At 51.6% G+C, this 24,845-nt stretch carries 22 protein-coding genes; 8 read left to right on the forward strand and 14 right to left on the reverse strand.

Going from position 1 to position 24,845, the window contains the following annotated elements; all coding sequences use genetic code 11:
- Nucleotides 1-115 precede the first annotated feature (115 nt).
- The 3 genes from CBP31_RS04640 to CBP31_RS04650 all read right to left on the reverse strand — a co-directional run bounded on the left by CBP31_RS04640 (nucleotide 116) and on the right by CBP31_RS04650 (nucleotide 3,372).
- Nucleotides 116-877 carry an SDR family NAD(P)-dependent oxidoreductase gene (locus CBP31_RS04640; protein WP_087035090.1) on the reverse strand — a complete coding sequence of 254 codons (762 nt, stop codon included), beginning with the start codon at nucleotides 875-877 and terminating at the stop codon, nucleotides 116-118.
- A 117-nt stretch (nucleotides 878-994) separates the two neighbouring features.
- Nucleotides 995-2,152, reverse strand: a complete 1,158-nt coding sequence (locus tag CBP31_RS04645; RefSeq protein ID WP_227875141.1) for an enoyl-CoA hydratase/isomerase family protein — start codon at nucleotides 2,150-2,152, stop codon at nucleotides 995-997.
- A 23-nt stretch (nucleotides 2,153-2,175) separates the two neighbouring features.
- On the reverse strand, nucleotides 2,176-3,372 hold the full coding sequence (locus CBP31_RS04650; RefSeq protein ID WP_087038615.1) for an acetyl-CoA C-acyltransferase: 1,197 nt from the start codon (nucleotides 3,370-3,372) through the stop codon (nucleotides 2,176-2,178).
- A 279-nt stretch (nucleotides 3,373-3,651) separates the two neighbouring features.
- Between CBP31_RS04650 and CBP31_RS04655 the strand changes: the two genes are divergently transcribed.
- The 6 genes from CBP31_RS04655 (at nucleotide 3,652) to CBP31_RS04680 (ending at nucleotide 12,083) form a co-directional block, all read left to right on the forward strand.
- Nucleotides 3,652-4,785, forward strand: coding sequence for an isovaleryl-CoA dehydrogenase (locus CBP31_RS04655; protein WP_174664640.1), 1,134 nt, complete (start codon nucleotides 3,652-3,654; stop codon nucleotides 4,783-4,785).
- Between the two features lie 193 nt (nucleotides 4,786-4,978).
- Nucleotides 4,979-6,598 (forward strand): carboxyl transferase domain-containing protein, encoded by a 1,620-nt coding sequence (locus tag CBP31_RS04660; RefSeq protein ID WP_087035092.1) that lies wholly within the window; start codon nucleotides 4,979-4,981, stop codon nucleotides 6,596-6,598.
- Nucleotides 6,599-6,606: 8 nt separating this feature from the next.
- Nucleotides 6,607-7,404, forward strand: a complete 798-nt coding sequence (locus tag CBP31_RS04665) for an enoyl-CoA hydratase-related protein (RefSeq protein WP_087035093.1) — start codon at nucleotides 6,607-6,609, stop codon at nucleotides 7,402-7,404.
- A complete protein-coding gene (locus CBP31_RS04670) occupies nucleotides 7,397-9,427 on the forward strand; it encodes an acetyl/propionyl/methylcrotonyl-CoA carboxylase subunit alpha (protein ID WP_193791285.1) in 2,031 nt (676 codons plus the stop codon). Before CBP31_RS04665 ends, CBP31_RS04670 begins: the two co-directional genes overlap by 8 nt.
- A 23-nt stretch (nucleotides 9,428-9,450) precedes the next feature.
- The gene (locus CBP31_RS04675; protein WP_087035094.1) at nucleotides 9,451-10,344 is read left to right on the forward strand and encodes a hydroxymethylglutaryl-CoA lyase; all 894 of its coding nucleotides are present in this window, start codon (nucleotides 9,451-9,453) and stop codon (nucleotides 10,342-10,344) included.
- A gap of 275 nt (nucleotides 10,345-10,619) precedes the next feature.
- A complete protein-coding gene (locus CBP31_RS04680; RefSeq protein WP_087035095.1) occupies nucleotides 10,620-12,083 on the forward strand; it encodes a carbon starvation CstA family protein in 1,464 nt (487 codons plus the stop codon).
- Between the two features lie 344 nt (nucleotides 12,084-12,427).
- Here CBP31_RS04680 and mdh read toward each other — a convergent pair whose 3' ends face one another.
- The 5 genes from mdh to CBP31_RS04705 form a co-directional block, all read right to left on the reverse strand.
- A complete protein-coding gene (mdh, locus tag CBP31_RS04685; RefSeq protein ID WP_087035096.1) occupies nucleotides 12,428-13,363 on the reverse strand; it encodes a malate dehydrogenase in 936 nt (311 codons plus the stop codon).
- Nucleotides 13,364-13,561: 198 nt separating this feature from the next.
- Nucleotides 13,562-14,272 carry an arginine ABC transporter permease ArtM gene (gene artM, locus CBP31_RS04690; protein WP_407668785.1) on the reverse strand — a complete coding sequence of 237 codons (711 nt, stop codon included), beginning with the start codon at nucleotides 14,270-14,272 and terminating at the stop codon, nucleotides 13,562-13,564.
- Nucleotides 14,265-14,912, reverse strand: coding sequence for an arginine ABC transporter permease ArtQ (artQ, locus tag CBP31_RS04695; protein ID WP_087035097.1), 648 nt, complete (start codon nucleotides 14,910-14,912; stop codon nucleotides 14,265-14,267). The genes artM and artQ overlap by 8 nt, the downstream gene beginning before the upstream one ends.
- 1 nt (nucleotide 14,913) lies before the next feature.
- Nucleotides 14,914-15,648, reverse strand: coding sequence for a transporter substrate-binding domain-containing protein (locus CBP31_RS04700; protein ID WP_087035098.1), 735 nt, complete (start codon nucleotides 15,646-15,648; stop codon nucleotides 14,914-14,916).
- A 181-nt stretch (nucleotides 15,649-15,829) separates the two neighbouring features.
- Nucleotides 15,830-16,567 carry an ATP-binding cassette domain-containing protein gene (locus tag CBP31_RS04705; RefSeq protein ID WP_087035099.1) on the reverse strand — a complete coding sequence of 246 codons (738 nt, stop codon included), beginning with the start codon at nucleotides 16,565-16,567 and terminating at the stop codon, nucleotides 15,830-15,832.
- 168 nt (nucleotides 16,568-16,735) lie between these two features.
- Here CBP31_RS04705 and argR point away from each other — a divergent pair, with 168 nt between their 5' ends.
- The gene (gene argR, locus CBP31_RS04710; protein ID WP_087035100.1) at nucleotides 16,736-17,200 is read left to right on the forward strand and encodes a transcriptional regulator ArgR; all 465 of its coding nucleotides are present in this window, start codon (nucleotides 16,736-16,738) and stop codon (nucleotides 17,198-17,200) included.
- Between the two features lie 224 nt (nucleotides 17,201-17,424).
- On the opposite strand, the gene CBP31_RS04715 is transcribed toward argR, so the two are convergent.
- The 6 genes from CBP31_RS04715 to CBP31_RS04740 all read right to left on the reverse strand — a co-directional run bounded on the left by CBP31_RS04715 (nucleotide 17,425) and on the right by CBP31_RS04740 (nucleotide 24,088).
- A complete protein-coding gene (locus tag CBP31_RS04715) occupies nucleotides 17,425-18,342 on the reverse strand; it encodes a Dyp-type peroxidase (protein ID WP_087035101.1) in 918 nt (305 codons plus the stop codon).
- A gap of 183 nt (nucleotides 18,343-18,525) precedes the next feature.
- Nucleotides 18,526-19,587, reverse strand: a complete 1,062-nt coding sequence (locus CBP31_RS04720) for an ABC transporter ATP-binding protein (protein ID WP_087035102.1) — start codon at nucleotides 19,585-19,587, stop codon at nucleotides 18,526-18,528.
- Nucleotides 19,587-21,209: an ABC transporter permease gene (locus CBP31_RS04725; protein WP_087035103.1), complete on the reverse strand. Its 1,623-nt coding sequence runs from the start codon at nucleotides 21,207-21,209 to the stop codon at nucleotides 19,587-19,589. The genes CBP31_RS04720 and CBP31_RS04725 overlap by 1 nt, the downstream gene beginning before the upstream one ends.
- Nucleotides 21,210-21,245: 36 nt before the next feature.
- A complete protein-coding gene (locus CBP31_RS04730; protein WP_087035104.1) occupies nucleotides 21,246-22,259 on the reverse strand; it encodes a Fe(3+) ABC transporter substrate-binding protein in 1,014 nt (337 codons plus the stop codon).
- A 249-nt stretch (nucleotides 22,260-22,508) separates the two neighbouring features.
- Nucleotides 22,509-23,735, reverse strand: coding sequence for an ammonium transporter (locus CBP31_RS04735; protein WP_087035105.1), 1,227 nt, complete (start codon nucleotides 23,733-23,735; stop codon nucleotides 22,509-22,511).
- Nucleotides 23,736-23,749: 14 nt separating this feature from the next.
- The gene (locus tag CBP31_RS04740) at nucleotides 23,750-24,088 is read right to left on the reverse strand and encodes a P-II family nitrogen regulator (protein ID WP_087035106.1); all 339 of its coding nucleotides are present in this window, start codon (nucleotides 24,086-24,088) and stop codon (nucleotides 23,750-23,752) included.
- A 184-nt stretch (nucleotides 24,089-24,272) separates the two neighbouring features.
- On the opposite strand from CBP31_RS04740, the gene arfB reads away from it, so the two are divergent.
- Nucleotides 24,273-24,689 carry an alternative ribosome rescue aminoacyl-tRNA hydrolase ArfB gene (gene arfB, locus CBP31_RS04745; protein WP_087035107.1) on the forward strand — a complete coding sequence of 139 codons (417 nt, stop codon included), beginning with the start codon at nucleotides 24,273-24,275 and terminating at the stop codon, nucleotides 24,687-24,689.
- Nucleotides 24,690-24,845 lie beyond the last annotated feature (156 nt).

A 24,845-nucleotide genomic window follows, 5' to 3' on the forward strand; every position in this document is an offset into this window, starting at 1 on the left:
CTTAATTGTTCCGTGCTTATCGTAAACAGAGAGCAGCGTTCTTACGTTGCAAGATTGGTTCTGGATCTAGAACTAAAAGTGATCATTATTTTACTTAGAATGGTATTAGTTAAAACTACAGCCTCAAACCCCCGTCCATTTCCAGCATCCGGCCATGAAAGTAATCATTGTCGATAATGTATTGCAGGCTGTGCACCAACTCATTAATCTCGGCCAGACGCCCTGCGGGGATCCGCTGCGTGAGTCGCGCCATGGCCTCGGGTTTCATTTGTGCCGTCATCTCGGTGGCAATGGCACCGGGCGCTATGCCCGCTACCCGAATGCCATAGCGACTTAACTCACCCGCCCAGCACACCACCAGTGCCGCCACGCCGGCTTTGCTGGCTGAGTAATTGCTTTGCCCCCGATTACCCGCCCGCGCTACTGATGAAATATTCACGATTAAACCACTCTGCTGATGCTCGGCCATGTGCGCCGCCGCTTCTCGGCCACACAGAAAGGTACCGGTCAGGTTCACATCCAGCACCGACTGCCACTGGCTCAAGCTCATCTTGCTCATCAATTTACCGTCTTGCAGCTTCACCAAGAGCGCGTCTTGCATCAGGCCGGCATTATTCACCAGTAGCTGCAGCCCGCCGAGCTCTCCTACCAGATGGCTAAAGGTTTGTACTACCTGCTGTTCATCACTAATATCACACAGGTATACGCCCACCCGCATCCCTTTAGCGGCAATCATTTCGCCGGTTTTGGCCAAGGCCTGCTCGTTGTTATCAATCAGCGCCAAAGTGGCGCCCTTCGACGCCAAATGCAGCGCCATCGCCTGCCCCAAGCCTCTTCCCGCGCCAGTAATGGCGACCACCTTGCCTTTGATGTCCATTGCGGATTCTCCTGTTACTCTTGCTCGTGTTTGTTTGTCGCCAAGCCTGCGCTGGCTATGTTTACTGAAACGACTGCTGCCCCATGTTGCCCAGACCGATAAATACGATGCTTGCCGTTATAGGAACCTCCGTGACAAATCCGCCAGCGGGCTCATCGCCCAAGGCGACTCGAATAGCGCGTCCAGCAATGCCGTGTCTACCTCGGCCAGGCAGTTATAGGTCCAGTCAGGCTGCTGGTCTTTGTCGATCAAGCGCGCCCGTACTCCTTCGGCAAATTCTCGAAATCGGCACAGTTGCACCGACAACGCCAGCTCCGTTTGAAATACCTCAGCCAGCGAGCTATGTCGACTGCGAGCTAACTGCCTGGCGATGATCGCCATGGCCAGCGGACTGCCTGCCGCCAGATTTTGTTGGGCTTGGTGATACCAAGGGTCGTCACTCGCAACGGCGAGTAACGCTGCCACCTTGTCTTGCAGGTTATCTTTATCCAGCCACTGACGAATTTGTGGGTGGTGTGACTGTAACGGAGCTGGCAAGTCGGAGAACGCCGCCACCGACGCGGCCTCCAGCTTGCGCAACACCTCATTCACCGCGACGTCGGGGTTTTGCCAGTTCGCGACCAACCGCAGGGCCGGCAGCAATTCGCCCCATTTTTCAGCGGCAATGGCTCTATTGCCCAGCCCCAGCCAATAAGCATCGGGAGCCTTGATGGTGCAACCGGTGAGGGCAATAAACTCCCCCAGCCCCGGCGGTAAGTGATTGAGAAACCAGCTGCCACCCACATCCGGATACAGCGCTATGGTCACCTCTGGCATCGCCAGCCGACTGGTCTCGGTGACTATGCGGTGCGAGCTGGCCATAAACAGCCCCATCCCCCCACCCATCACTATGCCGCCGCCCCAACACAGCACCGGCTTGCCAAAAGTATGCAGCAGGTAATCGAGTCGATATTCCTGCTCAAAAAAGCGCGCCGCCAGCTCTGGGATAGGCGCCAACGTAGCGTCTGGGGTCGGCTCAATCTCTCGAATCGCGTGATACAGGCTCACCACATCGCCACCGGCACAAAACGCCTTGTCACCGGCGCCGTCCAGTAATACGGCAACCAGATTAACGTCGTGCTGCCAGCGCCTGAGCACCGCCAACAGCTGCGTGATCATGTCCAGCGTTAAGGCATTAAGGCTAGCCGGCGCATTCAATTGTAGGTGGCCAATACGCCGCCCATCCAAGGTGGTGTGCTCTGTGATCAAGACGCTATTTATTGAGGCATTGCTCATTAATACTCCTTTAGCCGCTTAAGTTACTCGATTAGCTCTACCGCTATGGCCGTGGCCTCACCGCCGCCAATGCACAGCGCCGCCACGCCTTTTTTTAAACCGCGTTGGCGCAGCGCATGCATTAAGGTCACCATAATACGCGCCCCACTGGCGCCAATAGGGTGGCCCAAAGCGCAGGCTCCGCCGTTAACGTTGACCTTATTTATGTCTAACTCCAGCTCCGCCACCGCCAATAAGGTCACCACGGCAAAGGCTTCATTAATCTCATATAAATCCACTTCATCCGCTTGCCAGCCGACTTTGTTAAGCAGCTTTTTAATGGCGCCAATGGGTGCCAGAGTAAACTCTGCTGGCAACTGGGCATGCGTAGCATGGGCCAGCACGCGTGCCAACGGCGTAACACCGAGCACTTGGGCATGACTGCTAGTGGTCAGCACCAAGGCGGCGGCGCCGTCAGAAATGGAGCTGGAATTAGCGGCGGTAATGGTGCCGTCTTTGCTAAAGGCAGGTTTGAGCTTGGGTATCTTCTCGGGTCGAGCAAGGCCCGGTTGCTGGTCGATACTGACCATGTTGTTAGCCACAGAGGATCCTTGGCGGGTCTCGACCTTAACGGGGGTAATTTCAGCGGCAAAGTCGCCCTCCGCTATCGCTCTTTGAGCACGACTTAATGACAACAGCGCAAACTCATCCATGGCGGTGCGACTTATAGCAAATTGATCGGCGGTGCGCTGAGCAAAACTGCCCATTAAGCCGCCCTCATAGGCATCTTCTAAGCCATCAAAAAATAGATGATCCAACAAACTGGCGTGCCCTAAACGCAAACCGGCTCGAGCCTTAGGCAATAAGTAAGGGGCTTGGCTCATGCTCTCCATGCCGCCTGCCACCATTAGCTCTGTACTGCCTGCTGTAAGTTGATCCCAGGCCAACATCACCGCCTTCATCCCAGAACCACACATTTTATTGATAGTGGTGCACGGCACGCTACTGGGGAGCCCTGCGGCTAAAGCGGCTTGGCGGGCCGGTGCTTGGCCAAGGCCGGCGGATAACACGCAGCCCATCATGACTTCATCTATCTGTTGCGGCTCTAGCCCTGCACGCGCAATTGCCGCCGCCATCGCAGCCGCGCCCAACTGAGGCGCCGACACTGTGCCAAGCTCACCCAGCAAGGCGCCCATGGGGGTGCGCGCCGCGCCGACTATGACGATATGCTCTTTTTTCATGGCCAGATTTTCCTCAGCTAAGCTATGCATTAATGGCGCTGACTTACCGTTTAGCATCCGTTATGCCCGTGTTCTAACACAGTTCTGGGAGGCAGTAACAGTCGACGGCTCCTAACAAGCATCTCAAGTTTAGTCGACGCCATTTTCCTTATGACAACTATAGTTAATGCGAACAAAACAGTAGCAAACGAAACCGGACGCGGGTTTGTTAAGCCAATTACTCTGGATCAGGAGGATGCCATGAGCGCTTTTTCGCCATTAAGCTTTTCGCCGCTAAATATGGGCTTAGATGACACCTTAGTTATGCTGCGCGAACAGGTGGCGGCCTTTGCTGATCGCGAGATAGCACCACTGGCTGAGGCCATCGACCAAGACAATCGCTTTCCTACCGAGCTGTGGCCCAAACTCGGTGAAATGGGATTATTTGGCATTACGGTGGCCGAGGAATATGGCGGGGTAAACATGGGGTATCTGGCGCATGTGCTGGCCATGGAAGAGCTGAGTCGCGCTTCTGCCTCGGTGGGCCTGTCTTATGGGGCCCATTCCAACTTGTGTGTGAATCAAATTCATCGCCACGCCACTGAACAACAAAAACAACAATACTTACCGGCCCTACTCAGCGGTGAACATATTGGCGCACTGGCCATGTCTGAGCCCGGTGCCGGCTCCGATGTGCTGTCTATGTCATTACAGGCCCGCACCGATGGTGACCACTTTGTATTGAACGGCAATAAAATGTGGATCACCAATGGCCCCGAAGCACAGGTATTAGTGGTGTACGCCAAAACAGATAGCAGCGCCCGTGGCATTAGCGCCTTTATAGTCGAGCGCGGCACGCCCGGCTTTAGCCATGCACAAAAGCTCGACAAACTGGGCATGCGCGGCTCCAGCACCTGCGAGCTGGTGTTTCAAGACTGCCGCATTGCTAAAGCCAACCTGCTGGGCCCGCTTAATGGCGGCGTAGAAGTGCTAATGAGCGGTTTGGATTATGAGCGACTGGTACTTGCCGGCGGCCCGCTGGGCATTATGCAGGCGGCCATGGATTTAGTGCTGCCCTATGTGCGGGAGCGTAAACAGTTTGGCCAAGCCATCGGCGAGTTTCAGCTGGTGCAAGGCAAGCTGGCGGATATGTATACCCAAATGAATGCCGCCCGTTGCTATACCTACATGACGGCCATGGCCGCCGACCGCGGTCAATTATCGCGCAAAGACGCCGCCGGGGTCATTTTACTGGCCGCCGAAACCGCCACCCGGCTGACGCTAGATACCATTCAGCTGTTGGGCGGTAACGGTTATATCAATGAATTTCCCGCCGGTCGTTTGCTGCGTGACGCCAAGTTATACGAAATTGGCGCCGGCACTTCAGAAATTCGCCGCATGCTGATTGGTCGTGAATTAGTACACAACAAGTGATTGTTTATCGTAGGAGCAGGCGATGCCGACACCTAAGAGGAACGGGGAACAGGGAACAGGGAACGGTATTTTACAAAATAAAGATTCGCTCTTGAGCTTAATTTTAATTTTTCCGTAGGTTCCGTGGATTCCGTGGCAAGAAAGTTGTTAGCTTTGATAAATAGCACATAGTGAATACCTGCAGGAGCTCTGGATGACCATACTGCCTGATAATATTAATCCCCAAGCGCCCGAGTTTAAGGCCAAGCATAAGGCGATGGCAGCTGAGGTGGCATTACTAAACCAATTGCTGGCTGACATAGCCGAAGGGGGTGGCCGCGATAAACAAGCGCGCCATCAACAAAAAGGGAAGTTATTGGCTCGCGAGCGCATTCGCGAATTGCTGGACCCTGGCGTGCCTTTTTTAGAGTTGTCTCCGCTGGCCGCCCATCAGGTATACGACGAGCCCGTGGCGGCGGCGGGTTTGGTCACCGGCATAGGCCGCGTGAGTGGTATTGAGTGCATGATAGTGGCCAATGATGCTACGGTAAAAGGCGGCACTTATTATCCACTGACAGTGAAAAAACACCTGCGCGCCCAAGAAATTGCCGAACGTTGTCGCCTGCCTTGTATTTATTTGGTCGACTCCGGCGGCGCACATTTACCCAGTCAGGCAGAAGTGTTTCCGGATCGGGATCATTTTGGCCGCATATTTTTTAATCAAGCCCGCATGTCCGCCGCCAATATTCCCCAACTCGCCGTCGTGATGGGCCTGTGCACTGCAGGCGGTGCCTATGTGCCAGCCATGGCGGATGAATCTATTATTGTGCGCCACCAAGGCACCATTTTCTTAGGTGGGCCACCTTTGGTGCGCGCCGCCACCGGCGAGGTGGTGAGTGCCGAAGAATTAGGCGGCGCCGAGGTGCATACCCAACAGTCTGGGGTGGCGGATCATCTGGCAGAAAACGATGCCCATGGGCTCTGGCTGGCACGCCGTTTAGTGGCGAACTTAAATCGACCTGCATTAGCTAACCCGTCTAAAAACCCCATACAACCCCGTTATCCCATTGAGCAATTGTACGGCATAGTGGGAACTGATTTGCGCAAAGCCATGGATGTGCACGCCGTGATAGCGCGTTTGGTGGATGACTCGGCCTTCGATGAGTTTAAGCGCGATTATGGCAGTAGTCTGGTCACCGGCTTTGCGCATTTACACGGCTTTGCGGTGGGCATTATTGCCAACAATGGCATCTTGTTTAGCGAGTCGGCACTGAAAGGCGCGCACTTTATTGAGCTTTGTTGTCAACGCGGTATTCCTTTGCTGTTTTTGCAAAACATTACCGGCTTTATGGTGGGTAAAAAATATGAGGCCGAAGGTATCGCCAAGCACGGTGCCAAGTTGGTGATGGCGGTCGCTTGCGCTCAGGTGCCGAAAATCACGCTTATTATCGGCGGAAGTTTTGGCGCCGGTAATTACGGCATGTGCGGCCGCGCCTTTGCGCCCGATTTTTTATGGATGTGGCCTAACGCGCGTATTTCGGTGATGGGCGGCGAGCAAGCAGCTGGGGTATTGGCCACGGTGCGCCGCGCCGCCAGTGATAAGAGTAAGCAGCAACACCAAACACCCCAGTGGAGTGAGTCCGATGAAGCTGACTTTAAAGCGCGTATTATTCAAAACTACGAACAAGAAGGTCACCCTTGGTATGCCAGTGCGCGGCTGTGGGACGACGGCATCATAGACCCTCTCGACAGCCGGCGCGTGCTGGCCATGAGCTTAGCCGTGGCCCTTAATCGGCCCATTCCGAATACGCAATTTGGCGTGTTTCGCATGTAGGAGGTGCCATGAGCGATCCGGTATTACTCGTCAATCACAGCCGCGGCCTAGTTGAGCTAATATTCAATCGGCCCGAGCAAGGTAATGCGCTAAACGAGGCCATGATTGACGCCATGGCCGACGCTTTACGCCACGCCGCTCGCATGCCTGAATTACGCGTATTAGTGATCCGAGCCCAAGGTAAGCACTTTAGCGCTGGCGCCGATCTTAACTGGATGCAACAGGCTTACCAGTTAACCCCTGAACAAAATTTAGCGGCGGCACGAAAACTCGCCCTGCTATTGCAACAAATCGACACCTTTTCCCATCCGGTGCTGGCACTGGTGCAAGGCGCGGCCTATGGCGGCGCCTTGGGAATTATTAGCTGCTGTGACTTAGTGATAGCCGCCGCTGACAGTCGCTTTTGCTTTAGTGAAGTGCGCTTAGGGCTGATTGCCGCCACCATTAGCCCCTATGTATTGCGTGCCATCGGCCTGCGCCAAGCGAGGCGCTATTTATTAACCGCCGAAGTGATAGCGGCGACCACCGCTGAGCAGTTGGGTTTAATTCATTACATGGCCACGCCAGAGCAGAGCTTAGATGAAGCGGCGGATGCGCTTATTGCAGGCTTACTGCGCAATGGGCCTTGTGCGCTAACGGCGACCAAGCAATGGCTGCAAGACATTGCCGACCTGCCCATTAATAGCTCCTTGATTGATCGCAGCGCCCAACGCTTAGCCGAGGTACGCGTCAGCGACGAGGCACAAGCTGGCGTTCACGCTTTCTTGCAACAACAGCCCCCACCTTGGGAGGATGACAATGTCTGATGCCACTCCTGCTCGCTTGTTTAACAAAGTCTTGATTGCCAATCGTGGCGAAATTGCCTGTCGCATTATTCGTACCTGCCGTCGGCTGGGCATTAGCACCGTGGCCGTGTATTCCGCCGCCGACACTGAGGCCTTGCATGTCACCTTGGCCGATGAAGCCTGGTATTTAGGCCCTGCTCCCGCTGCCGACAGTTATTTACGGCCAGATTTATTGTTGAACATCGCCAAGGCCAGCGGTGCTGAGGCCATACATCCGGGTTACGGTTTTTTATCGGAAAATGCCGACTTTGCTCAGGCCTGTGCCGAGCAAAGTATCGTTTTTATTGGCCCACCAGCAGCAGCAATTAGCGCCATGGGCTCAAAGTCTGCCGCTAAAAACTTAATGACCGCCGCCGGAGTGCCTGTAGTGCCGGGCTTTCATGAGGATGAGCAAGACCCAATACATTTGCGCCAAGCGGCCGAGCGTTGTGGCTTTCCGCTATTACTTAAAGCGGTGGCGGGTGGCGGCGGTAAAGGCATGCGTTTGGTGCTGCAACTGAGTGAATTTGATGAGGCGCTGGCAGCCGCCAAACGCGAAGCCAAGGCGGCCTTTGGTGACGATGTCATGCTCTTGGAGCGCTATCTTCCAGAGGCCCGCCATATAGAAGTACAAGTGTTTTGCGATCAATTTGGCCAAGGGGTTTATTTGGCCGATCGCGACTGTTCTGTGCAAAGGCGCCAGCAAAAGGTGCTTGAAGAAGCGCCTGCGCCTAACTTGGCCCCACACATAGCGGCGGCTATGGGTGAGGCGGCGGTGCGCGCCGCACAGGCCATCGATTATTGCGGCGCTGGCACGGTGGAGTTTTTATATCTCGACGATGGCCAGTTTTTCTTTATGGAAATGAACACCCGCTTGCAAGTGGAGCATCCCGTCACCGAACTGGTCACCGGGTTAGACTTAGTCGATTGGCAGTTACAAATTGCCGCCGGCCTGCCCTTACCGCTTAGCCAAGATCAAGTGCGGATCCACGGCCATGCCATAGAGGCACGCATTTATGCAGAAGATCCCGCTCAGCAGTTTTTGCCAGCCAGCGGCAGCTTGCACTATTTGCATGAGCCACAAACGGATAACCCCAGTCATGTCACGCCTGACGCGATAATCCGCCTCGATACCGGTGTGCGCCAAGGCGACAGTATCGGCATTTATTACGATCCCTTGATCGCCAAGTTGATCGTTTGGGCGCCCACTCGCGAGGGTGCTCTGCACCATTTAGCCCGCGCACTGGCGCAATATCGCATTGGTGGTGTGCGTACCAATATAGGTTTTTTAAGCCGTTTGGTCGCCAGCCCCGCGCTATATAGCGCTGAGTTACACACCCGCTTTATTGCCGAGCACGAGGCAGAGCTGTTTGCGCCCGCTCCCTTAAGCCGCTCGCAACAGCTGGCCTTAGTCGGCGTGTTTTTACTGTTAAGCGAGTCAGCAGCACAAGCGGATACTTCACCCTTTGCTGGCAATCAGGGCTGGTGGCTAAATATGCCCACTCGGCGCCAATTCGAGTTAGTGCAAGATGCGCAAAGATACCCACTGGTGATCAGCCCTCTCTCCGACTCTCTGCAGACAAATACTTGGCAAGTACAGCTTGAAGAGACCCAGCACCAGCTGAGCGCTCGTTTAAACGAAGACCGACTGGATGCGACAGTGGATCAAGTACCGCTGCGCTGTTACGTGGCGCGTTATGAGCATGAGCTGTGGATGTTTTATCAAGGGCAGCGCTTTGATATCCAGCTATATCAGCCTCATTTTGACTCAAATATTCAAGCGGCGGCCGACAGCTTAACGGCCCCCATGCCCGGGGTGATTAGTCAACTTAAGGTGGCGGTGGGCGATAAGGTAGCGGCGGGCCAAACGCTGTTAATTATGGAGGCGATGAAGATGGAGCATGCTATTCGCGCCCCGACTGCCGGCAACGTCGCTGAGCTTTATTATGCACAAGGCTGCCAAGTAGCCGCAGGCTGTGAGCTACTGCGCTTAGAGAGCGATTGATAAATAGGGATGATGATAAATTTATGCCCACAGACTCGGTAACCTTAGTCGAAATGGCACCGCGAGATGGCTTACAAAACGAAGCCCTGTTAGTGTCGACCGCCATTAAAATTGAGCTGATTGAGCGACTGGCTCGTAGTGGCTTAACCCGTATTGAAGCGGCCAGCTTTGTTTCGCCCAAATGGGTGCCACAAATGGCCGATGGCCAAGCGGTGCTGCTGGGCATTAAACGCCAACCCCAAGTAAGTTACGGCGCACTCACGCCGAATCTGCAAGGCTTAAAGGCGGCGTTAGTGGCGGGAGCCGACCAAGTAGCGGTGTTTACTGCCGCCTCCGAGTCCTTTTGCCAACACAATATCAATGCTTCTATCGCCACTAGCCTAGACCGTTTCGCCCCGCTGCTGGCGCTGGCCAAGCAATCTCAGATACCGGTACGCGGCTATGTATCAACCGCTCTCGACTGCCCCTATGAAGGTGCTGTCTCCCCCACCGCCGTGGCCAAGGTTGCCCGCGACTTATATCAGCTAGGTTGTGATGAAATTTCATTGGGCGACACCTTAGGTACAGGTACACCGCAGCGGGTGATTGCCATGCTGCATGCAGTAAGTCAGGAGGTGCCAATGGCGCAGCTGGCGGTACATTTTCACGATACCTACGGCCAAGCGTTGGCCAATGTCTATGCCGCTCTGGAACAAGGAATACGCATTATTGACAGCTCAGTGGCCGGACTTGGTGGCTGCCCTTACGCTCCGGGGGCCGCGGGTAATCTCGCTACCGAGGACTTAGTGTATTTATTAGAGGGTTTAGGGCTTAAGACCGGCGTTAGTTTGGCGTCATTAGTGCAAACCGGCCGCTGGATAAGTACCCAGCTAGGCCGACGTAACGGATCTAAAGTAGGCTTAGCTTGGATGAAATGATGGCCTTAGCTCAACTTTAATATCAACAAATCAGGTGAAGATGATATTAAAGCCCATTTGGCAAAAAAGTATGGACTCTATTAGCAGCAAAACTATCAAACTTTAGGCAAAAAGTGCGAAATTTGAGCAAGCGGCTGTAGATAATTCAACCAAGCTCTCAATACGCTCCATAATCAGCATCTGCGACTATAATCTAGTGTTCAGCGGCTAGGCGCCATGGTACCTTGCTCGGAATATTCAACCCTAAGCACTTAAAATAAGAAGGAATTTGCTAAATGCTTATTTTCTTTATCAGTATTACTATATTAATACTCGGCTATAAATTTTACGGCCCCTTCGTTGAAAAACAAGCCGGCATAGACCCCACAGTAGCGACGCCTCAGCAGCGCTTAGATGATGGCGTTGACTACGTAGCCATCAGCCCTGCGAAAGCATTTTTAATTCAATTCTTAAATATTGCCGGTGTAGGACCCATTTTTGGCCCTATCTTAGGCGCCATCTACGGCCCCGTTGCCTTGGTATGGATAGTCATTGGTAACGTGCTCGGTGGTGCGATACACGACTACTTCTCTGGGGTAATGAGCCTGAAAGAAGACGGTAAAAGCTTGCCAGAAATTGCCGGACACTATTACAACGTAGTCTTCAAAGGTGTAATGCTGGTATTTACCTGCATGCTGCTGTTTTTTGTGGGCGTGGTTTTTATTATGAGCCCTGCTGGGCTATTGAGTAATTTATCCTACTTTGAGGGTACTTTTTTAGCCGGCAACAGCTTTTGGGTACTGCTTATTTTAGGCTATTACTTTTTAGCGACCTTGCTGCCGATCGATAAAATCATCACTAAGCTGTATCCAATATTTGGTTTGCTGATGATAGTGATGACCACCTTAATTGCCGGTGCCTTGTTATTAGAAGCGCCGCATTTGCCTCAGGTCGGTGACATTTTTTCATACTTTGACAATCATGATCATGCGGATTTATTAACACCTAATCCCGACGGTGCCCCCATCTGGCCGCTGCTATTTTTAACCATCACCTGTGGTGCCATTAGTGGTTTCCACTCCACTCAATCCCCAATGATTGCCCGTTGTCTGACCAATGAAAAATACGCACGCCCAGTGTTTTATGGCGCCATGATGTGTGAAGGCATAGTGGCATGTGTATGGGCTTTGGCAGGTATTGCGGCCTTCCCGGGTGGTTATGTAGAGTTAAAAGCCATGCTGGCTCAAGGTGGGCCCGGCTTAGTAGTGAATCATATTGCGACCGGTTATCTGGGCGTCGTGGGTGGCGTGATGGCTATTTTGGCGGTGGCAATCTTCCCGATTACCTCTGGTGACACGGCGTTTCGTTCACTGCGCTTAACCATTATGGATGCGTTTAATATTTCTCAAACCACCCTGCACAGATTGGCCTTATCACTGCCTTTATTAGGTATCGCCTATCTGATGACCTTCTTGGACTTTGCGTTAATTTGGCGCTACTTCGCTTTCTCCAATATGCTGCTTTCTACCAGTGTGTTGTGGTTAGCGACCAAGTATTTGTTCGACCGAGGCACTGTCCACTGGGTGGCCAGTGTTCCTGCGGTGATCGGCACGGCCATTACTGTGTCCTATATTGTAACCGCGCCCATTGGCTTCAACTTATCGCCTGAATACAGCAAGCCGATAGGTGTAGTAACGGCAGTCGTCTGCTTTATCGCCTTGGTGATGCAGCATAAGAAACGCCCTGTTATGGCTCAGTAAAAGCCTGAGCTAAATAGTAAGTGAAAGAAAAAGGTAGCGCTGGGCGCTACCTTTTTTATTGCCCGACTACCTGCGTATGATCATGAATGCGAGGAGATGTGTGACGGCTATAAAAACATGTTGGGTTTTCGTAGATGCTAATTTATTCAGCACGGTTTTATGTTTGGTTTTAAAGCATTCTGCTGCGCAGAACCGGCGAATAAATTACCGGCTACGAAAGGTTCCGCGTTGCCATAACAAAAGTTTATGGCAAAGAAGTCGGAGTGTATTAGGCAAAGAGCAGATTCACAGAAAGCAAAAAGGGAGCCGAGGCTCCCTTTTTTAATGGACTGAATTCGTTATTATTACTTAACGAATTCCACGCCTAATTTGATATCGCCTTTCAGCGTATCCAGCATCTTGTCCATGGCATTCTGTTCAAACGCGCTTAACTCGCCGTAAGGCAGTACTTTCTCTACGCCGTTTTTACCCAGCAATACCGGTTGTGCGAAGAACTGTGCGTGTTCGCTGCCACCGTCTACATAGGTGTATTCGATAACGTCTGCTTTACCGGACAGAGCGTCTACTAAAGACAGCGCAAAGCGACAGGCTGCTTGGCCCATAGACAGGGTAGCTGAGCCACCGCCGGCTTTGGCTTCTACCACTTCGGTACCGGCATTTTGGATACGGTGCGTCATTTTCTCGACTTCTTCGTCGGTGAAAGATGCGCCAACAACCTGAGACAATAACGGCAATATGGTCACGCCGCTGTGGCCGCCAATCACGGGTACTTTAATGTCTGCTAAGTCGATACCTTTGGCTTCTGAGATAAAGGTCTCACCGCGGATCACGTCTAGCGTGGTGATACCGAACAGTTTTTTCTTATCGTACACACCGGCTTTTTTCAGCACTTCGGCAGCAATTGGCACTGTAGTATTTACTGGATTGGTGATAATACCGATACAAGCTGTAGGGCAAGTAGCCGCTACTTTTTCAATCAGATTTTTAACGATACCGGCGTTCACGTTAAACAAATCGGCACGGTCCATGCCAGGCTTACGCGCAACGCCCGCAGAGATCAGCACTATGTCAGCACCTTCCAGTGCAGCGGTTGGATCTTCACCGCCAAAACCCACTACGCTCACGCCGGTAGGGATATGGCTCAGATCGGCAGCAACACCAGGGGTAACTGGCGCGATATCATACAGGCTCAATGCAGAACCGGCTGGCAGGGTAGTTTTTAACAGTAAGGCCAGAGCTTGGCCAATACCACCGGCGGCTCCAAGTACGGCAACTTTCATAGCTAAACTCCGTTATTATTTGAATTGTTAGACGTTTCCTAATGCTTTAGCAACATAACGAAAGCACTGTAAAAACACAATAGTTAAGATAATGTGAAGCCTTTGTTTGTGAGAGCCATGGCGTTATCTCACGCCTTTCTGACTCTTATCTGGCTCCTTGTCTAGCGCTTGATCTAAAAGGGCAGACAAGGCGAACACTTATTGCTGTGTTTGAAATTGTAGCGCACGTTTCTCTAAGCGACGAAAAGCCAAAGTTAACAGACCATTCAACAGCAGATAAATAGCGCCCGCTAAGCCAAATATCGCCAAGGTATCGTAGGTCTGGCCATTAAGCCGTTGGGCCAAGCCCATGATCTCCATAATGGAGATAGTGCTAGCCAAGGAGCTGCCCTTCAGCACCAACACCACTTCATTGGAGTAAGCGGGAATAACACGGCGCATGGCATGGCGCAGTTTCACGCTCAAGGTTTGCCAGTTATTCATGCCTAACGCTTGGCAGGCCAGGGTTTCGCCTCTGGGTACCGCCTCTAGCGCGCCTTTAAATAGGCGGCAGGTATAAGCGCCAGCGTTCATGCCCAAGGCTAAGATGGCACAAAACATCGGCTCACGCAGGTAGGTCCACGCCCAGCTATTTTTAATCCACTCAAACTGCGCTGGTCCGTAATAAATTAAAAAGATCTGCACCAACAAAGGCGTGCCGGTGAGCAACAGCAAATAGCCCTCAGTTAGCTGTGCCAATACCGGAATACGCCGTTCTAATACCCAGGTTAGGCTCAACGCTATCACCAAGCCCAGCAATAAGCCGGCACCGGTAATTTGCAGCGTAATGTTAACTCCTTGTAATAAGGTTGGCAGGTAGCCAAACCAGTCGGGCATACCCGCAGAGTTCGAGAACAGCCAATCAGTCATAACGGGTTACTCGCGTGCGCAATCGTTGTAGCCCTTGCTGGCTGACCACTGTGATCACTAAATAGATAAGTGCTGCTATGCCATACCAAGTAAAAGGCTCATAGGTACGAGAAGCCACGGCTTTGGCTTGATACATTAAATCGTGCACGCCAATTAAAGACACCAAGGCGGTGTCTTTAAGCAGCACCAACCACTGGTTGCCAAGGCCTGGCAGCGCATGGCGCCACGTTTGCGGCAGCGTGATATGAATAAAGGTATAGAGCGGCGGTAAACCCAGCGCTTGCGCCGCTTGGCGCTGGCCCTTATCTACCGCATTCAGCGCACCGCGCAGGGTTTGCGCGCCATAAGCGGCAAACAATAACGACAATGCCGTGACACCACACCAAAAGGGGCTGAACTCAATGTACTGATCGGTGATTAAAAACAGTATTTGAGTGGAGCCAAAATAGATAAAAAATACCACTAGAATTTCTGGCAAACCACGCAACACGGTAGAGAAGGCATTAGCCGGCCAACGCAATAGCGCGAAGCGGCTCATCTCCGCACCACATAACAAAATGGCCAGCACTAGCCCAACCGCCAATGACGTCAATGCCAGCCCCAAGGTCATCAGGCTGGCATTCATTAGGTGAGTGAGCATATTACTTAGGGAAGTACTGTTGATGGAGCTTGTCGTAAGTGCCGTTTTCTTTTAACTGGCTCAAGCCTTGGTTAATTTGCTCCAGCAACACCTGATTGCCTTTAGTCACGGCAATACCAAAGCCAGTGCCAAAGTAGCCATCATCGGTAATGCGCTCGCCCAATACCGCATAACCTTCGTTTTTCGCCAGCCAATCACCCACCACTGCGGTATCGGCAAACACCGCATTAATGCGGCCATTGCTCATATCGAGCAGCGCATCTTGCACACTTTGATAGGGGCGCGCGGTCATGCCGTTGGCTTCTAACTTATCTTGAATGTATTTTTGGTGAGAAGTTCCGTTTTGTACGCCCACGGTATCTTTTTGTAGCTGGTCTAATTTCTCAAACTTATTAGCCGGCGTCACAAATACTGCGGAGTTTTCGTAGTAAATATCACTGAAGTCCACCTGCTTGGCGCGCTCTGGGGTAATGTCCATGGCAGCAATGGCGGCGTTATAACGACGAAATTTAAGGCTGGGGATCAAGCTGTCGAAGGCTTGATTATGAAAGCTGCACTCCATTTTCTGCACTTCACAAATGGCTTTCGCCAAGTCGATATCAAAGCCTTGCATCTCGTTGTTTTCGTCAACAAACTCAAAGGGGGCATAAGCGGCATTGGTCACAAACTTCACTTCCTCAGCCTGTGCTAATCCTGTACTGGCTAACAATGCTACCGCTAATAATGTCTTGTTCATCCGTTTGATATCCTTATTGTTATTTTGCCCTTTGGCCAGCTCTAAGTCATAAGCTGCCCATTGAAGTTGATCTTTTTAAATATTTTCGCCTGGGTTGAAATGCGAGAACAAGTGTTCACCTACAAAATACCGAACTGTGTTGTCCGCTTCACCCCTCACTCTTTACTCTTCACATGAAGAATTAATGCCTTAAAAACTCAGCAAAGCGTTCTGTCTGGGGCTGCACCAGTAAGTTGGCATCGCCGTATTCAATAAGACGCCCTTGCTCAAGATAGGCGACTTTACTGGCCACCCGCTTCGCAAAACTTACTTCGTGGGTCACCACCACTTGGGTAATACCGGTTTTACCCAGCTGCAAAATGATCTCGGCCACCTCTTTGGTGATCTCAGGATCCAATGCCGCCGTGGGTTCGTCAAACAACAATACCCTAGGGTTCATCATTAAGGCGCGGGCGATGGCCACTCGTTGTTGCTGGCCGCCCGACAGTGCATTGGGCCAAGCGTTACTTTTATCGCTGAGTTTAAGCTGTGCGAGTAACTGCTGAGCCTTATCTTGCGCTGCACTTTTATTCATGCCCAGCACTTTCAGCGGTGCTTCCAGTAAATTTTGCTCTACCGTGAGGTGGGGCCATAAATGATACTGCTGAAACACCATGCCTACCTTGCCGCGCAGTAATTGGGCGCGTTTATGTAGGCGCCCAGCGTGCACGTCAGGAAAGGAAAACTCCTCATCGGCGATAATGAGTTGGCCGGAGTCTGGTGTATCCAGTAAATTCATTAAGCGCAACAAAGAGCTTTTTCCCGCGCCACTGGGGCCCAGCAAGACTAAAATCTCGCCGGCCGGACAATTAAGCGATACCTGACTTAAAATTTCCTGACCAGCCCAGGACTTGCAAATGTTGTTAAATTTAATGCCCATGCGCTACGTCCACATCAAATGTCAGAGTGTTTGACTGATTTTATTTTGCAGAGCTACTAATGCAAGCTAATTCTGCATTCTTATGCAATATAAATGACTAATCCTTGATAAAAAACCATCATGGATAGACAATATGTGTCTTCACTCCCGCTCATTCGGCTGCAAATAATGAACGAAAAACAAGAACACCTGATTAAAGTCTTTAAGGCCTTACTCAATGAGGAACGTTTTGGTTCTCAGGCAGAGATAGTCGCCGCGCTGCAGGATGCTGGGTTTGATAATATCAACCAGTCTAAAGTATCGCGCATGCTGAGCAAGTTTGGCGCGGTGCGCACCCGTAATGCCAAGATGGAAATGGTGTATTGCCTGCCCGTCGAATTAGGCGTGCCCACCAGTAGCAGCCAGCTAAAAAACTTAGTATTGGATGTGGGCCATAACAATGCCTTGATCGTCATTCATACCAGCCCAGGTGCGGCGCAGTTAATCGCGCGCATGTTGGACTCTCTCGGCAAGGCTGAGGGCATTCTCGGCACCATAGCCGGCGACGATACTATATTTATTACGCCCACCCACGACACGCCCATCACCACCTTACACCAAAGCGTACTCGAACTGTTTGAGCAATATGTGTGACGTAAAAGCAGCGCCCTGCCTACACATTGCACGAATGTAGGCACTGCTTCAGCTGTGCAATATCGCGCAGCGATATCTTTGCTCCAATACTTGGCATACCCATCACCTCTATTTTTAAACCCATCCGGTATTAAAGGGTGGGTTTCGTGCATCAGAACCTGCTACGCAGATTTTCGCGGCTAAAGCACGCGACTACATTCGTGCTATATGCGAAATACAGCGCTTTAGTTCAAATCCCCTTTCGTGCTTAGCCACTCTTGTGAGGGTGCGAAAAAGGCGGCACCGGTTTCGGCTTGGGTGAACAGAGTGAGATGGTCAAAGTGCCCCTGCTCGTCCGGTACAAACATACTCTCTAACATGCGCGTAAAATGCATTGGCGTATTACAGCAAGAGATAAACACCAAGCCCTGTGCACTGGCGGTGCCCCAGGGCAGGCTTTGGCGCAAAATTTCCATGCTGTTACCGGCGTCGTCTTTTAAGCTGGTGCGTTTGGTGTGTGCGGTTGGCGCTTTGTCTGCCGACTGATATTCAATATTGTCCGGCTTAGTGCGGCCATAAACATCTTCTTGTGCTTGAATAGCCAGTTTTTCCCAGCGCGCTAACCGGTGGCGATAATGCTGCACGTGAATATAACTGCCCTCAGCAAACTGCCCCGCTTGTACTAGCGCCACTTGCGCACGATCTTCCCCTTGGGGATTTTCGGTGCCGTCTACAAAGCCCGTCATATCTCGCATTTCCAGATAACGAAAGCCTTGGCGTTCATCTTTTAATTCCACTAAGCCCGCTAACAGCGCCATTACTTTTTGCACAGCAACATAGGCCACATCGAGCCGGTCGGCGCGCAGCTGAAAGAATAGATCAAAGGGGGTTTCCGGTGCTATACGCTGCCCAACGGCTTGCGCAGGAAAAGCGGTCAGCTCACCGGGCCGCGCATTGGGATACAGCTCATCCCACGCGCCATGTCCAATGGCCACTAAGCCGGAGAAAGCCGCATCGGGGTAAGTTTGCGCGAGAGATTGCCATAATGCCGGCACCTGCGCCAAGGCATCGGGCACGCCGCTAAACCCCGTGGGCAATACATTAAACATTAAATAATAGGCGTGAAGATTGGGTTCGGCGCAAATGCCAGCTTGTGCGGTCATGACTCTGTCTCTTGGGTTTTAGATGAGTCATTGTAACTCAGCGCCGAGCGCCAAGCACCCAGCGCCGAGCTAAAGTCAAAACCCAACAACCACACCAATAACAAACAAGGGCACAACACAAACCTACAAAAGACGGTGTTATTTTTAAGCTTGATGCTTAGCGCTGGGCGCTCGGCGCTGCTGTTAAGCTACCGCCCTCTGCCCTTCACTGTCGGGAAAAAAGGTTAAGGCATGGGGTAATACTTTCACGTGTACTTGGCTCACGGCAGGCAGCAAATCGTTGGTGCTCACTTCTAAGCGCAAGCCTTGGCACTCCACCACACACCGGCTGTGGGTGCCTAAAAACTGCTGCTCTAACACATGGCCATTGCCTTGTTCAGTTAAAGACAACTGAATTTGCCGAGGCCGTAGCATTAGCTGACCGGTAGCACCTATGTCGGCATTAAGCACCGATTGGCTGGCAATCGGCCCCATGGCAGTGAGCACGGTATTGGTGTCAATTACCGTGGCGGGCACATAGTTGGCCAAGCCTAAAAAGTCAGCCACAAAACGAGTTTGTGGATGCTGATACAAGGTTTGTGGGCGGCCCACTTGCTCGATATGACCAGCACGAAATAACGCTAATCGGTCAGAAAAGGCGAAGGCTTCTTCTTTACTGTGAGTTACGAAGATAGCGCTTATGCCTTGGCTTTTTAGCAGCTCGCGAATCTCACCAATCAGACGCATCCGCACTTGGGTGTCTATGTTAGAAAATGGCTCATCAAGCAGCATTAATTGCGGCTTGCCAATCATGGCGCGCGCAATGGCCACCCGCTGTTGCTGACCGCCCGACAATTGATGGGGCTGGCGAGCGCCTAAGTCTGCCAGATTGACCAGCGCCAGCATTTCCGCCACTTTATCGGCGACCAGTGCCTTGTTGCGCTCTTTGTTTTGTATGCCAAAGGCCACGTTTTGCGCCACGCTCAAATGCGGAAATAGCGCATAATCTTGAAAAATCATGCCCACATTGCGCCGCTCCGGCACCACCGCCAGCCCTTGGCTATTCATGGTATTGCCGTGAATGGCAATTTCGCCTTGGCTCACCGGCAATAAACCGGCAATGGCTTTGAGCAGCGTGGTTTTACCACAGCCACTGGCGCCCAGCAGACACATGATCTCGTTGTCTTCGACCTGCAACGATAAGTTATTTAACACCCGATTGCCGTTATAACTGCAACTCAGATTATTTACATCTAATGCCGCCATCAGTGTGCTTGCTCCAATGATCGGTTTAAGAAAATCAGCGGGATCAGGCCCACTAACACTATGACGATGGCGGGTAGCGCACCCAATTCTAGCTGCTCGTCTGAGACAAATTGATATACGTAAGTGGCCAGCGTTTGAAAGTTAAAGGGCCGCAATAACAGCGCCGCCGGTAGCTCTTTCATGCATTCAATAAATACTAATAGTGCACCGGCTAATATGCCCTTGCGGATTAACGGTACATGCACTTTCATCATCATGGCACTGGGGCTATAACCCATGGTTTGCGTCACCATATCGAGGGAGGGCGATACTTTACCCAAACTGCTTTCTACTGAGCCTATGGCCATGGCGCCAAAGCGCACTAAATAGCCAAAGGCGATAGCGGTCATGGTGCCGGTAAATAATAAGCCAGGTTCGGTCATCCCTAACCAGAGAGCGGCATCATTAATGGCAAAGTCTAAGCTGGTTAAGGGCACTAATACGCCGATGGCCAGTACGGTACCGGGCAAGGCATAGCCCATGGAGGCCAAGCGTTTAGGAATTTGGGTATAGGTTTTGCCGGTTAAGCGATGGCTCATGCCGAGCACCAAGGCCACTAAAATTGCTAAGCCTGCCACTAGGCTGGATAACAACAAACTGTTGAGGCTGTATTCGAAGAAGCGGCTGTTCCACGCTTGGTCAAAATAGCGCAATGCGTGATAGCACAAAATAATAAACGGCAGTAAAAAGCCCAGCGCGACTAAGCCCCAGCAAAAAATCAGCGCGCTCCATTTGGTGACGCCGGTTAGCACATAGCCGCGCTGTTGCTCTTGGCCCATGTGCTTTTGAAACACTTGTTGACGCTTGCGACTCATGCGCTCCATGCTCAGCAGCAGCATCACCACTAACAGCATAATGGCGGAAATTTTTGCCGCCGCATTTAAGCTGCCATAGCCCAGCCAAGTGTCATACACGGCCGTAGTCAGGGTGTTTACGGCAAAGAAGTTCACGGTACCAAACTCGGCCAGCGTTTCCATGGCTACTAAGGATAAACCCACCACTATGGCCGGGCGCGCCAGCGGCAAGCTGACCTTTTTAAAGCTCTGCCAAGGAGTACAACCTAACAGTCGGCTGGATTGCACCAAGCTCATGGACTGCTCCATAAAGGCAGTGCGCGCTAATAAATACACATACGGAAACAGCACTAAGCCCAGCACCAAGGCGGCGCCGCCTAGGCTACGAATGGCGGGGAAGTAATAATCACTGGCGGATTGCCAGCCAAACCAATGGCGCAGCGTGCCTTGCACGGGGCCGGAGAAGTCTAATAAATCGGTGTAAACGAAGGCAACAATATAAGAGGGCATGGCTAGCGGCAGGATCAAGGCCCATTGCAGCCAGCGTTTGCTAGGCAGTTCGCACATGGCCATCAGCCAAGCGGCGGGTACGCCCGCTAAAAAGCTAAACACCATGACCCACAACACCAACCAAAAGGTATTGCTGATATAGGTAGGAAGCACAGATCCCCAGAGATGACGAAACACATCTTCGGTGGGTAATAAGGCTTCATAAATAAGTGCCATAATAGGCAAAGTCAGCAGCAAGGCTAGTACCCAGCTACTGACTGTCCACGCTGTTCGTTTCATTGATAGCTCAAACGGGGGCCTAAACCCCCGTCTTTTTTATAGATCGAATTTAACTTCGTCTACCAATTGCACTGCGGTTTTAGCATGTTTTGCTACATCAACCAGTGGGCGTTTATCGGCAGCGAAATCACCCCAGCCTTTTACCAGTGCAGAAGGTTCAACACCCTCTTTAACCGGATACTCATGGTTAGCAGACGCATACAAATGTTGCGCTTCATCACTTGCTAAAAACTCCATTAACTTAATGGCGGCATCTTTGTTTTTAGCGTGCTTGGCCAGTGCTACGGCCGAAATATTGACGTGTGTGCCACGGTCAGCCTGATTGGGGAAGTTGATGTACACAGCTTCTGCCGTTTCACGCTGTTCTTCATCGCTTAACATCACGCCATAGTAATAGCTGTTGCCTAACGCGTAATCACAGACACCATCTTTAATGGCTTTGATCTGGTCGCGGTCACCGCCTTGTGGCTTTTGTGCCAGGTTAGCTTTTAAGCCCTGCAACCAAGTTTTAGTGTAATCAACACCATGCTCATCAATCATGGAGGCAGTAAGGGCAACATTATAGGGATGTTTGCCGCTGCGAGTACAAACTTTTCCTTTGTACTTGGGATCCGCCAACTCTTCATAGGTAATATCTTCGCGCTTACCGATGCGGTCTTTGGAGGTATAAATGGCGCGGGCACGAGTGGTCACCGCAAACCATTTACCGTCAGCATCGCGATACTGCGCCGGAATACTTTCTTCAAGAATTTCGCTCTCAACCGCTTGAGTCAAGTCTTTGTCTACCACATCCATCAGGCGACTCACGTCGACCGTTAACAATAAATCTGCTGGAGACAAACGACCTTCACGCTCTAAGCGCTCACCCAAACCATCTTTTAAAAACACCACATTCACATCAATACCGGTTTCTTTGGTAAAGGTGTCGATGATGGGCTTGACCAAAAAGTCTTGACGATTTGAGTAAACATTCACTTCTTCGGCAAAGGCTTGGCCGGTAAAACTGGCGACGAGCAGTGCAGCGGCGGATAGACCTAATTTAGTAGGCATGCTTAACATCCATTTAGTTGAGTGAGAACAATTAACATTCAGCAGTATACTTAGGCGACGACTGGAAGCAACCAGTAACTCACATCTAAATGATAAAGCGTGTCATGCGCAGCCGCATTCCACTATATTGCCTGCACTCGCACCCTTTGTCTTTGCGCTAGCGCAACAATCCAATAAAAAAAGGAAGCCGAGGCTTCCTTTTCGTTATTACCACTAGTTGTAGAGAGTAGAGCCAGTAGATGATTTTGTTCAGCTGCGCTTTAAGGTCACAAACTCAGGGTAGGCATCAATGCCGCAATCTACTTTATCCATGCCCGACACTTCGTCTTCTTCGGTGACTCGAATGCCCAGGGTGCGCTTCAGCAAATACCAAACCAATAGGCTGGCACCCAATACCCAGCCACCGATCACCAAACAGCCGACCAGCTGAACCCACAGCGTAGCCTCAGGGTTGGTCACAGGAACCAGCAAAAGTCCCAATATACCGCAGACACCGTGTACCGAAATGGCTCCTACGGGATCATCGATACGCAGCTTGTCCAACACTACAATGGCATACACCACGACTATGCCCGCCAGCAAGCCAATACCTGCAGCCCATAGCGGGCTGGGCGATACGGGATCCGCGGTTATCGCCACCAAGCCCGCTAAAGCGCCATTGAGGATCATGGTGAGATCGGCCTTGCCCCAGGTCAGCTTGGTCACCAACAAGGCGCCAATCACGCCGACCGCTGCCGCCGCATTAGTATTAACAAAGATCCCGGCCACGGCGGTGGCGTTTGCCACATCCGACAGCAATAACTGCGAGCCGCCATTAAACCCAAACCAACCCATCCACAGAATAAAGGTACCCAAGGTTGCCAGCGGCATATTGGATCCCGGAATAGGATGGATCTCGCCGTTTTTACCATATTTACCTTTACGGGCGCCGAGCAGTAACACACCGGCTAACGCCGCACAGGCCCCGGCCAGATGGACAATGCCTGAGCCGGCAAAATCAACGAAACCTAATTCAGACAAAAACCCACCGCCCCACACCCAGTAACCTTCAATCGGATAGATAAAGCCGGTCATTACTACGCTAAAGGCGAGAAATACCCATAGTTTCATGCGCTCGGCCACGGCACCGGACACAATAGACATGGCGGTGGCCACAAAGACTACCTGAAAGAAAAAGTCGGCCTCCAGCGCATGATCCGCGCCCTCTGCCACCTGCCCTATTAAACCGCCTAGGCTTGGCAACCAGCCGCCCTCAGGATTATTCAGATACATAAGGTGATAACCAACTAATAGATACATGGTGCAGGCGATGGCAAACAGCAGCACATTTTTGGTTAATATTTCGGTGGTGTTCTTGGCACGCACTAAGCCCGCCTCTAACATGGCAAATCCTGCTGCCATCCACATCACCAGTACACCGGATATCAGGAAGTAAAAGGTATCCAGAGCAAACTTCATTTCCGTTAAGGTGTCCATGGGCTATCCCTCGCTTAAATGGCTTCCAGATCGCGCTCCCCAGTACGAAGACGCACCGCTTGTTGCAGTGCATAAACAAAAATTTTTCCGTCGCCGATTTTCCCGGTGTACGCCGCCGCTATAATGGCGTCGATAATTTCTTCCACCTGCTCGCTGGCTGCGGCAATTTCGAGTTTGATCTTAGGTACAAAGTCCACACTGTATTCGGCACCTCGATACAGCTCTGTGTGTCCTTTCTGGCGGCCAAAGCCTTTAACTTCTGTCACCGTCATCCCGTGGACGCCGGCCGTGGCTAGAGCCGTGCGTACATCGTCGAGTTTGAAGGGTTTGATAATGGCGCAAATCATTTTCATGGTGAGCCTCCTTGTTTGCCTATACCGTCTTGGTAGCAATTAGAACAAGCAAGCTTTACGCCAATGTGTTTATAACTTAATTATCAACAAGTTATACTTTAAAAACGGCAGGGTGATGAGGTCGTGATATGATATTGGTGCAGTAGAAACACTAAAAGCACCAACAGAGTGCAATGGAGCCCGTATGTTATTGTTATCTGCCCGCGTGCAGATCCCTGAGCAAGAAATAGAGTTTATCACCATGCGCTCCAGTGGCCCTGGCGGCCAGCATGTGAATAAAACCGACTCGGCGGTGCAGCTACGCTTTGATTACGCCAACAGCCCAAGCCTCCCCGATAGTTATAAAGAGGCGTTGGCGAAGATGAAGGATAATCGGGTCTTGGAGTCCGGTTGGATAATGATCCGAGTCGAGAGTCATCGCAGTCAGCTGATGAATAAAGAGACCGCTAGAGAAGCTCTGGTCAGCTTATTACAGCTCGCCGGCAAGCCCGTAAAGGTGCGCCGCCCCACCCAGCCCAGCAAAAACGCCAAGCGCAAGCGCACCGACAGCAAAACCCAGCGCGGTAAAATTAAGAGTGGTAGAGGGAAGGTAAAAATTTAAGCGGCCGACGTTCGGCGCCCAGCGCCAAGCTAAAGAAAGAGCTAAAGATCATTTGCCACGGAATCCACGACTCTCTGTTCACGATAAGCACGGAAAGATTAAGCCAAGATAAAATCGACGAGTAACAAGAGCCTATTTATTTTAAGAGCTTGACTG

The sequence above is a fragment of the Oceanisphaera profunda genome, from assembly GCF_002157895.1.
Classification (GTDB): domain Bacteria; phylum Pseudomonadota; class Gammaproteobacteria; order Enterobacterales; family Aeromonadaceae; genus Oceanimonas; species Oceanimonas profunda.

What these genes read in the sequence shown, in the direction of transcription:
- argR (WP_087035100.1), top strand. Translation starts at nt 16,736, where the DNA reads ATGAACGAAAAACAAGAACACCTGATTAAAGTCTTTAAGGCCTTACTC.
- artQ (WP_087035097.1), bottom strand. Translation starts at nt 14,912, where the DNA reads ATGCTCACTCACCTAATGAATGCCAGCCTGATGACCTTGGGGCTGGCA.
- arfB (WP_087035107.1), top strand. Translation starts at nt 24,273, where the DNA reads ATGTTATTGTTATCTGCCCGCGTGCAGATCCCTGAGCAAGAAATAGAG.
- CBP31_RS04730 (WP_087035104.1), bottom strand. Translation starts at nt 22,259, where the DNA reads ATGCCTACTAAATTAGGTCTATCCGCCGCTGCACTGCTCGTCGCCAGT.
- CBP31_RS04640 (WP_087035090.1), bottom strand. Translation starts at nt 877, where the DNA reads ATGGACATCAAAGGCAAGGTGGTCGCCATTACTGGCGCGGGAAGAGGC.
- CBP31_RS04715 (WP_087035101.1), bottom strand. Translation starts at nt 18,342, where the DNA reads ATGACCGCACAAGCTGGCATTTGCGCCGAACCCAATCTTCACGCCTAT.
- CBP31_RS04720 (WP_087035102.1), bottom strand. Translation starts at nt 19,587, where the DNA reads ATGGCGGCATTAGATGTAAATAATCTGAGTTGCAGTTATAACGGCAAT.
- CBP31_RS04670 (WP_193791285.1), top strand. Translation starts at nt 7,397, where the DNA reads ATGTCTGATGCCACTCCTGCTCGCTTGTTTAACAAAGTCTTGATTGCC.
- CBP31_RS04725 (WP_087035103.1), bottom strand. Translation starts at nt 21,209, where the DNA reads ATGAAACGAACAGCGTGGACAGTCAGTAGCTGGGTACTAGCCTTGCTG.
- CBP31_RS04650 (WP_087038615.1), bottom strand. Translation starts at nt 3,372, where the DNA reads ATGAAAAAAGAGCATATCGTCATAGTCGGCGCGGCGCGCACCCCCATG.
- CBP31_RS04705 (WP_087035099.1), bottom strand. Translation starts at nt 16,567, where the DNA reads ATGGGCATTAAATTTAACAACATTTGCAAGTCCTGGGCTGGTCAGGAA.
- CBP31_RS04660 (WP_087035092.1), top strand. Translation starts at nt 4,979, where the DNA reads ATGACCATACTGCCTGATAATATTAATCCCCAAGCGCCCGAGTTTAAG.
- CBP31_RS04700 (WP_087035098.1), bottom strand. Translation starts at nt 15,648, where the DNA reads ATGAACAAGACATTATTAGCGGTAGCATTGTTAGCCAGTACAGGATTA.
- CBP31_RS04680 (WP_087035095.1), top strand. Translation starts at nt 10,620, where the DNA reads ATGCTTATTTTCTTTATCAGTATTACTATATTAATACTCGGCTATAAA.
- CBP31_RS04655 (WP_174664640.1), top strand. Translation starts at nt 3,652, where the DNA reads ATGGGCTTAGATGACACCTTAGTTATGCTGCGCGAACAGGTGGCGGCC.
- CBP31_RS04675 (WP_087035094.1), top strand. Translation starts at nt 9,451, where the DNA reads ATGCCCACAGACTCGGTAACCTTAGTCGAAATGGCACCGCGAGATGGC.
- artM (WP_407668785.1), bottom strand. Translation starts at nt 14,272, where the DNA reads ATGACTGATTGGCTGTTCTCGAACTCTGCGGGTATGCCCGACTGGTTT.
- CBP31_RS04665 (WP_087035093.1), top strand. Translation starts at nt 6,607, where the DNA reads ATGAGCGATCCGGTATTACTCGTCAATCACAGCCGCGGCCTAGTTGAG.
- mdh (WP_087035096.1), bottom strand. Translation starts at nt 13,363, where the DNA reads ATGAAAGTTGCCGTACTTGGAGCCGCCGGTGGTATTGGCCAAGCTCTG.
- CBP31_RS04645 (WP_227875141.1), bottom strand. Translation starts at nt 2,152, where the DNA reads ATGAGCAATGCCTCAATAAATAGCGTCTTGATCACAGAGCACACCACC.
- CBP31_RS04740 (WP_087035106.1), bottom strand. Translation starts at nt 24,088, where the DNA reads ATGAAAATGATTTGCGCCATTATCAAACCCTTCAAACTCGACGATGTA.
- CBP31_RS04735 (WP_087035105.1), bottom strand. Translation starts at nt 23,735, where the DNA reads ATGGACACCTTAACGGAAATGAAGTTTGCTCTGGATACCTTTTACTTC.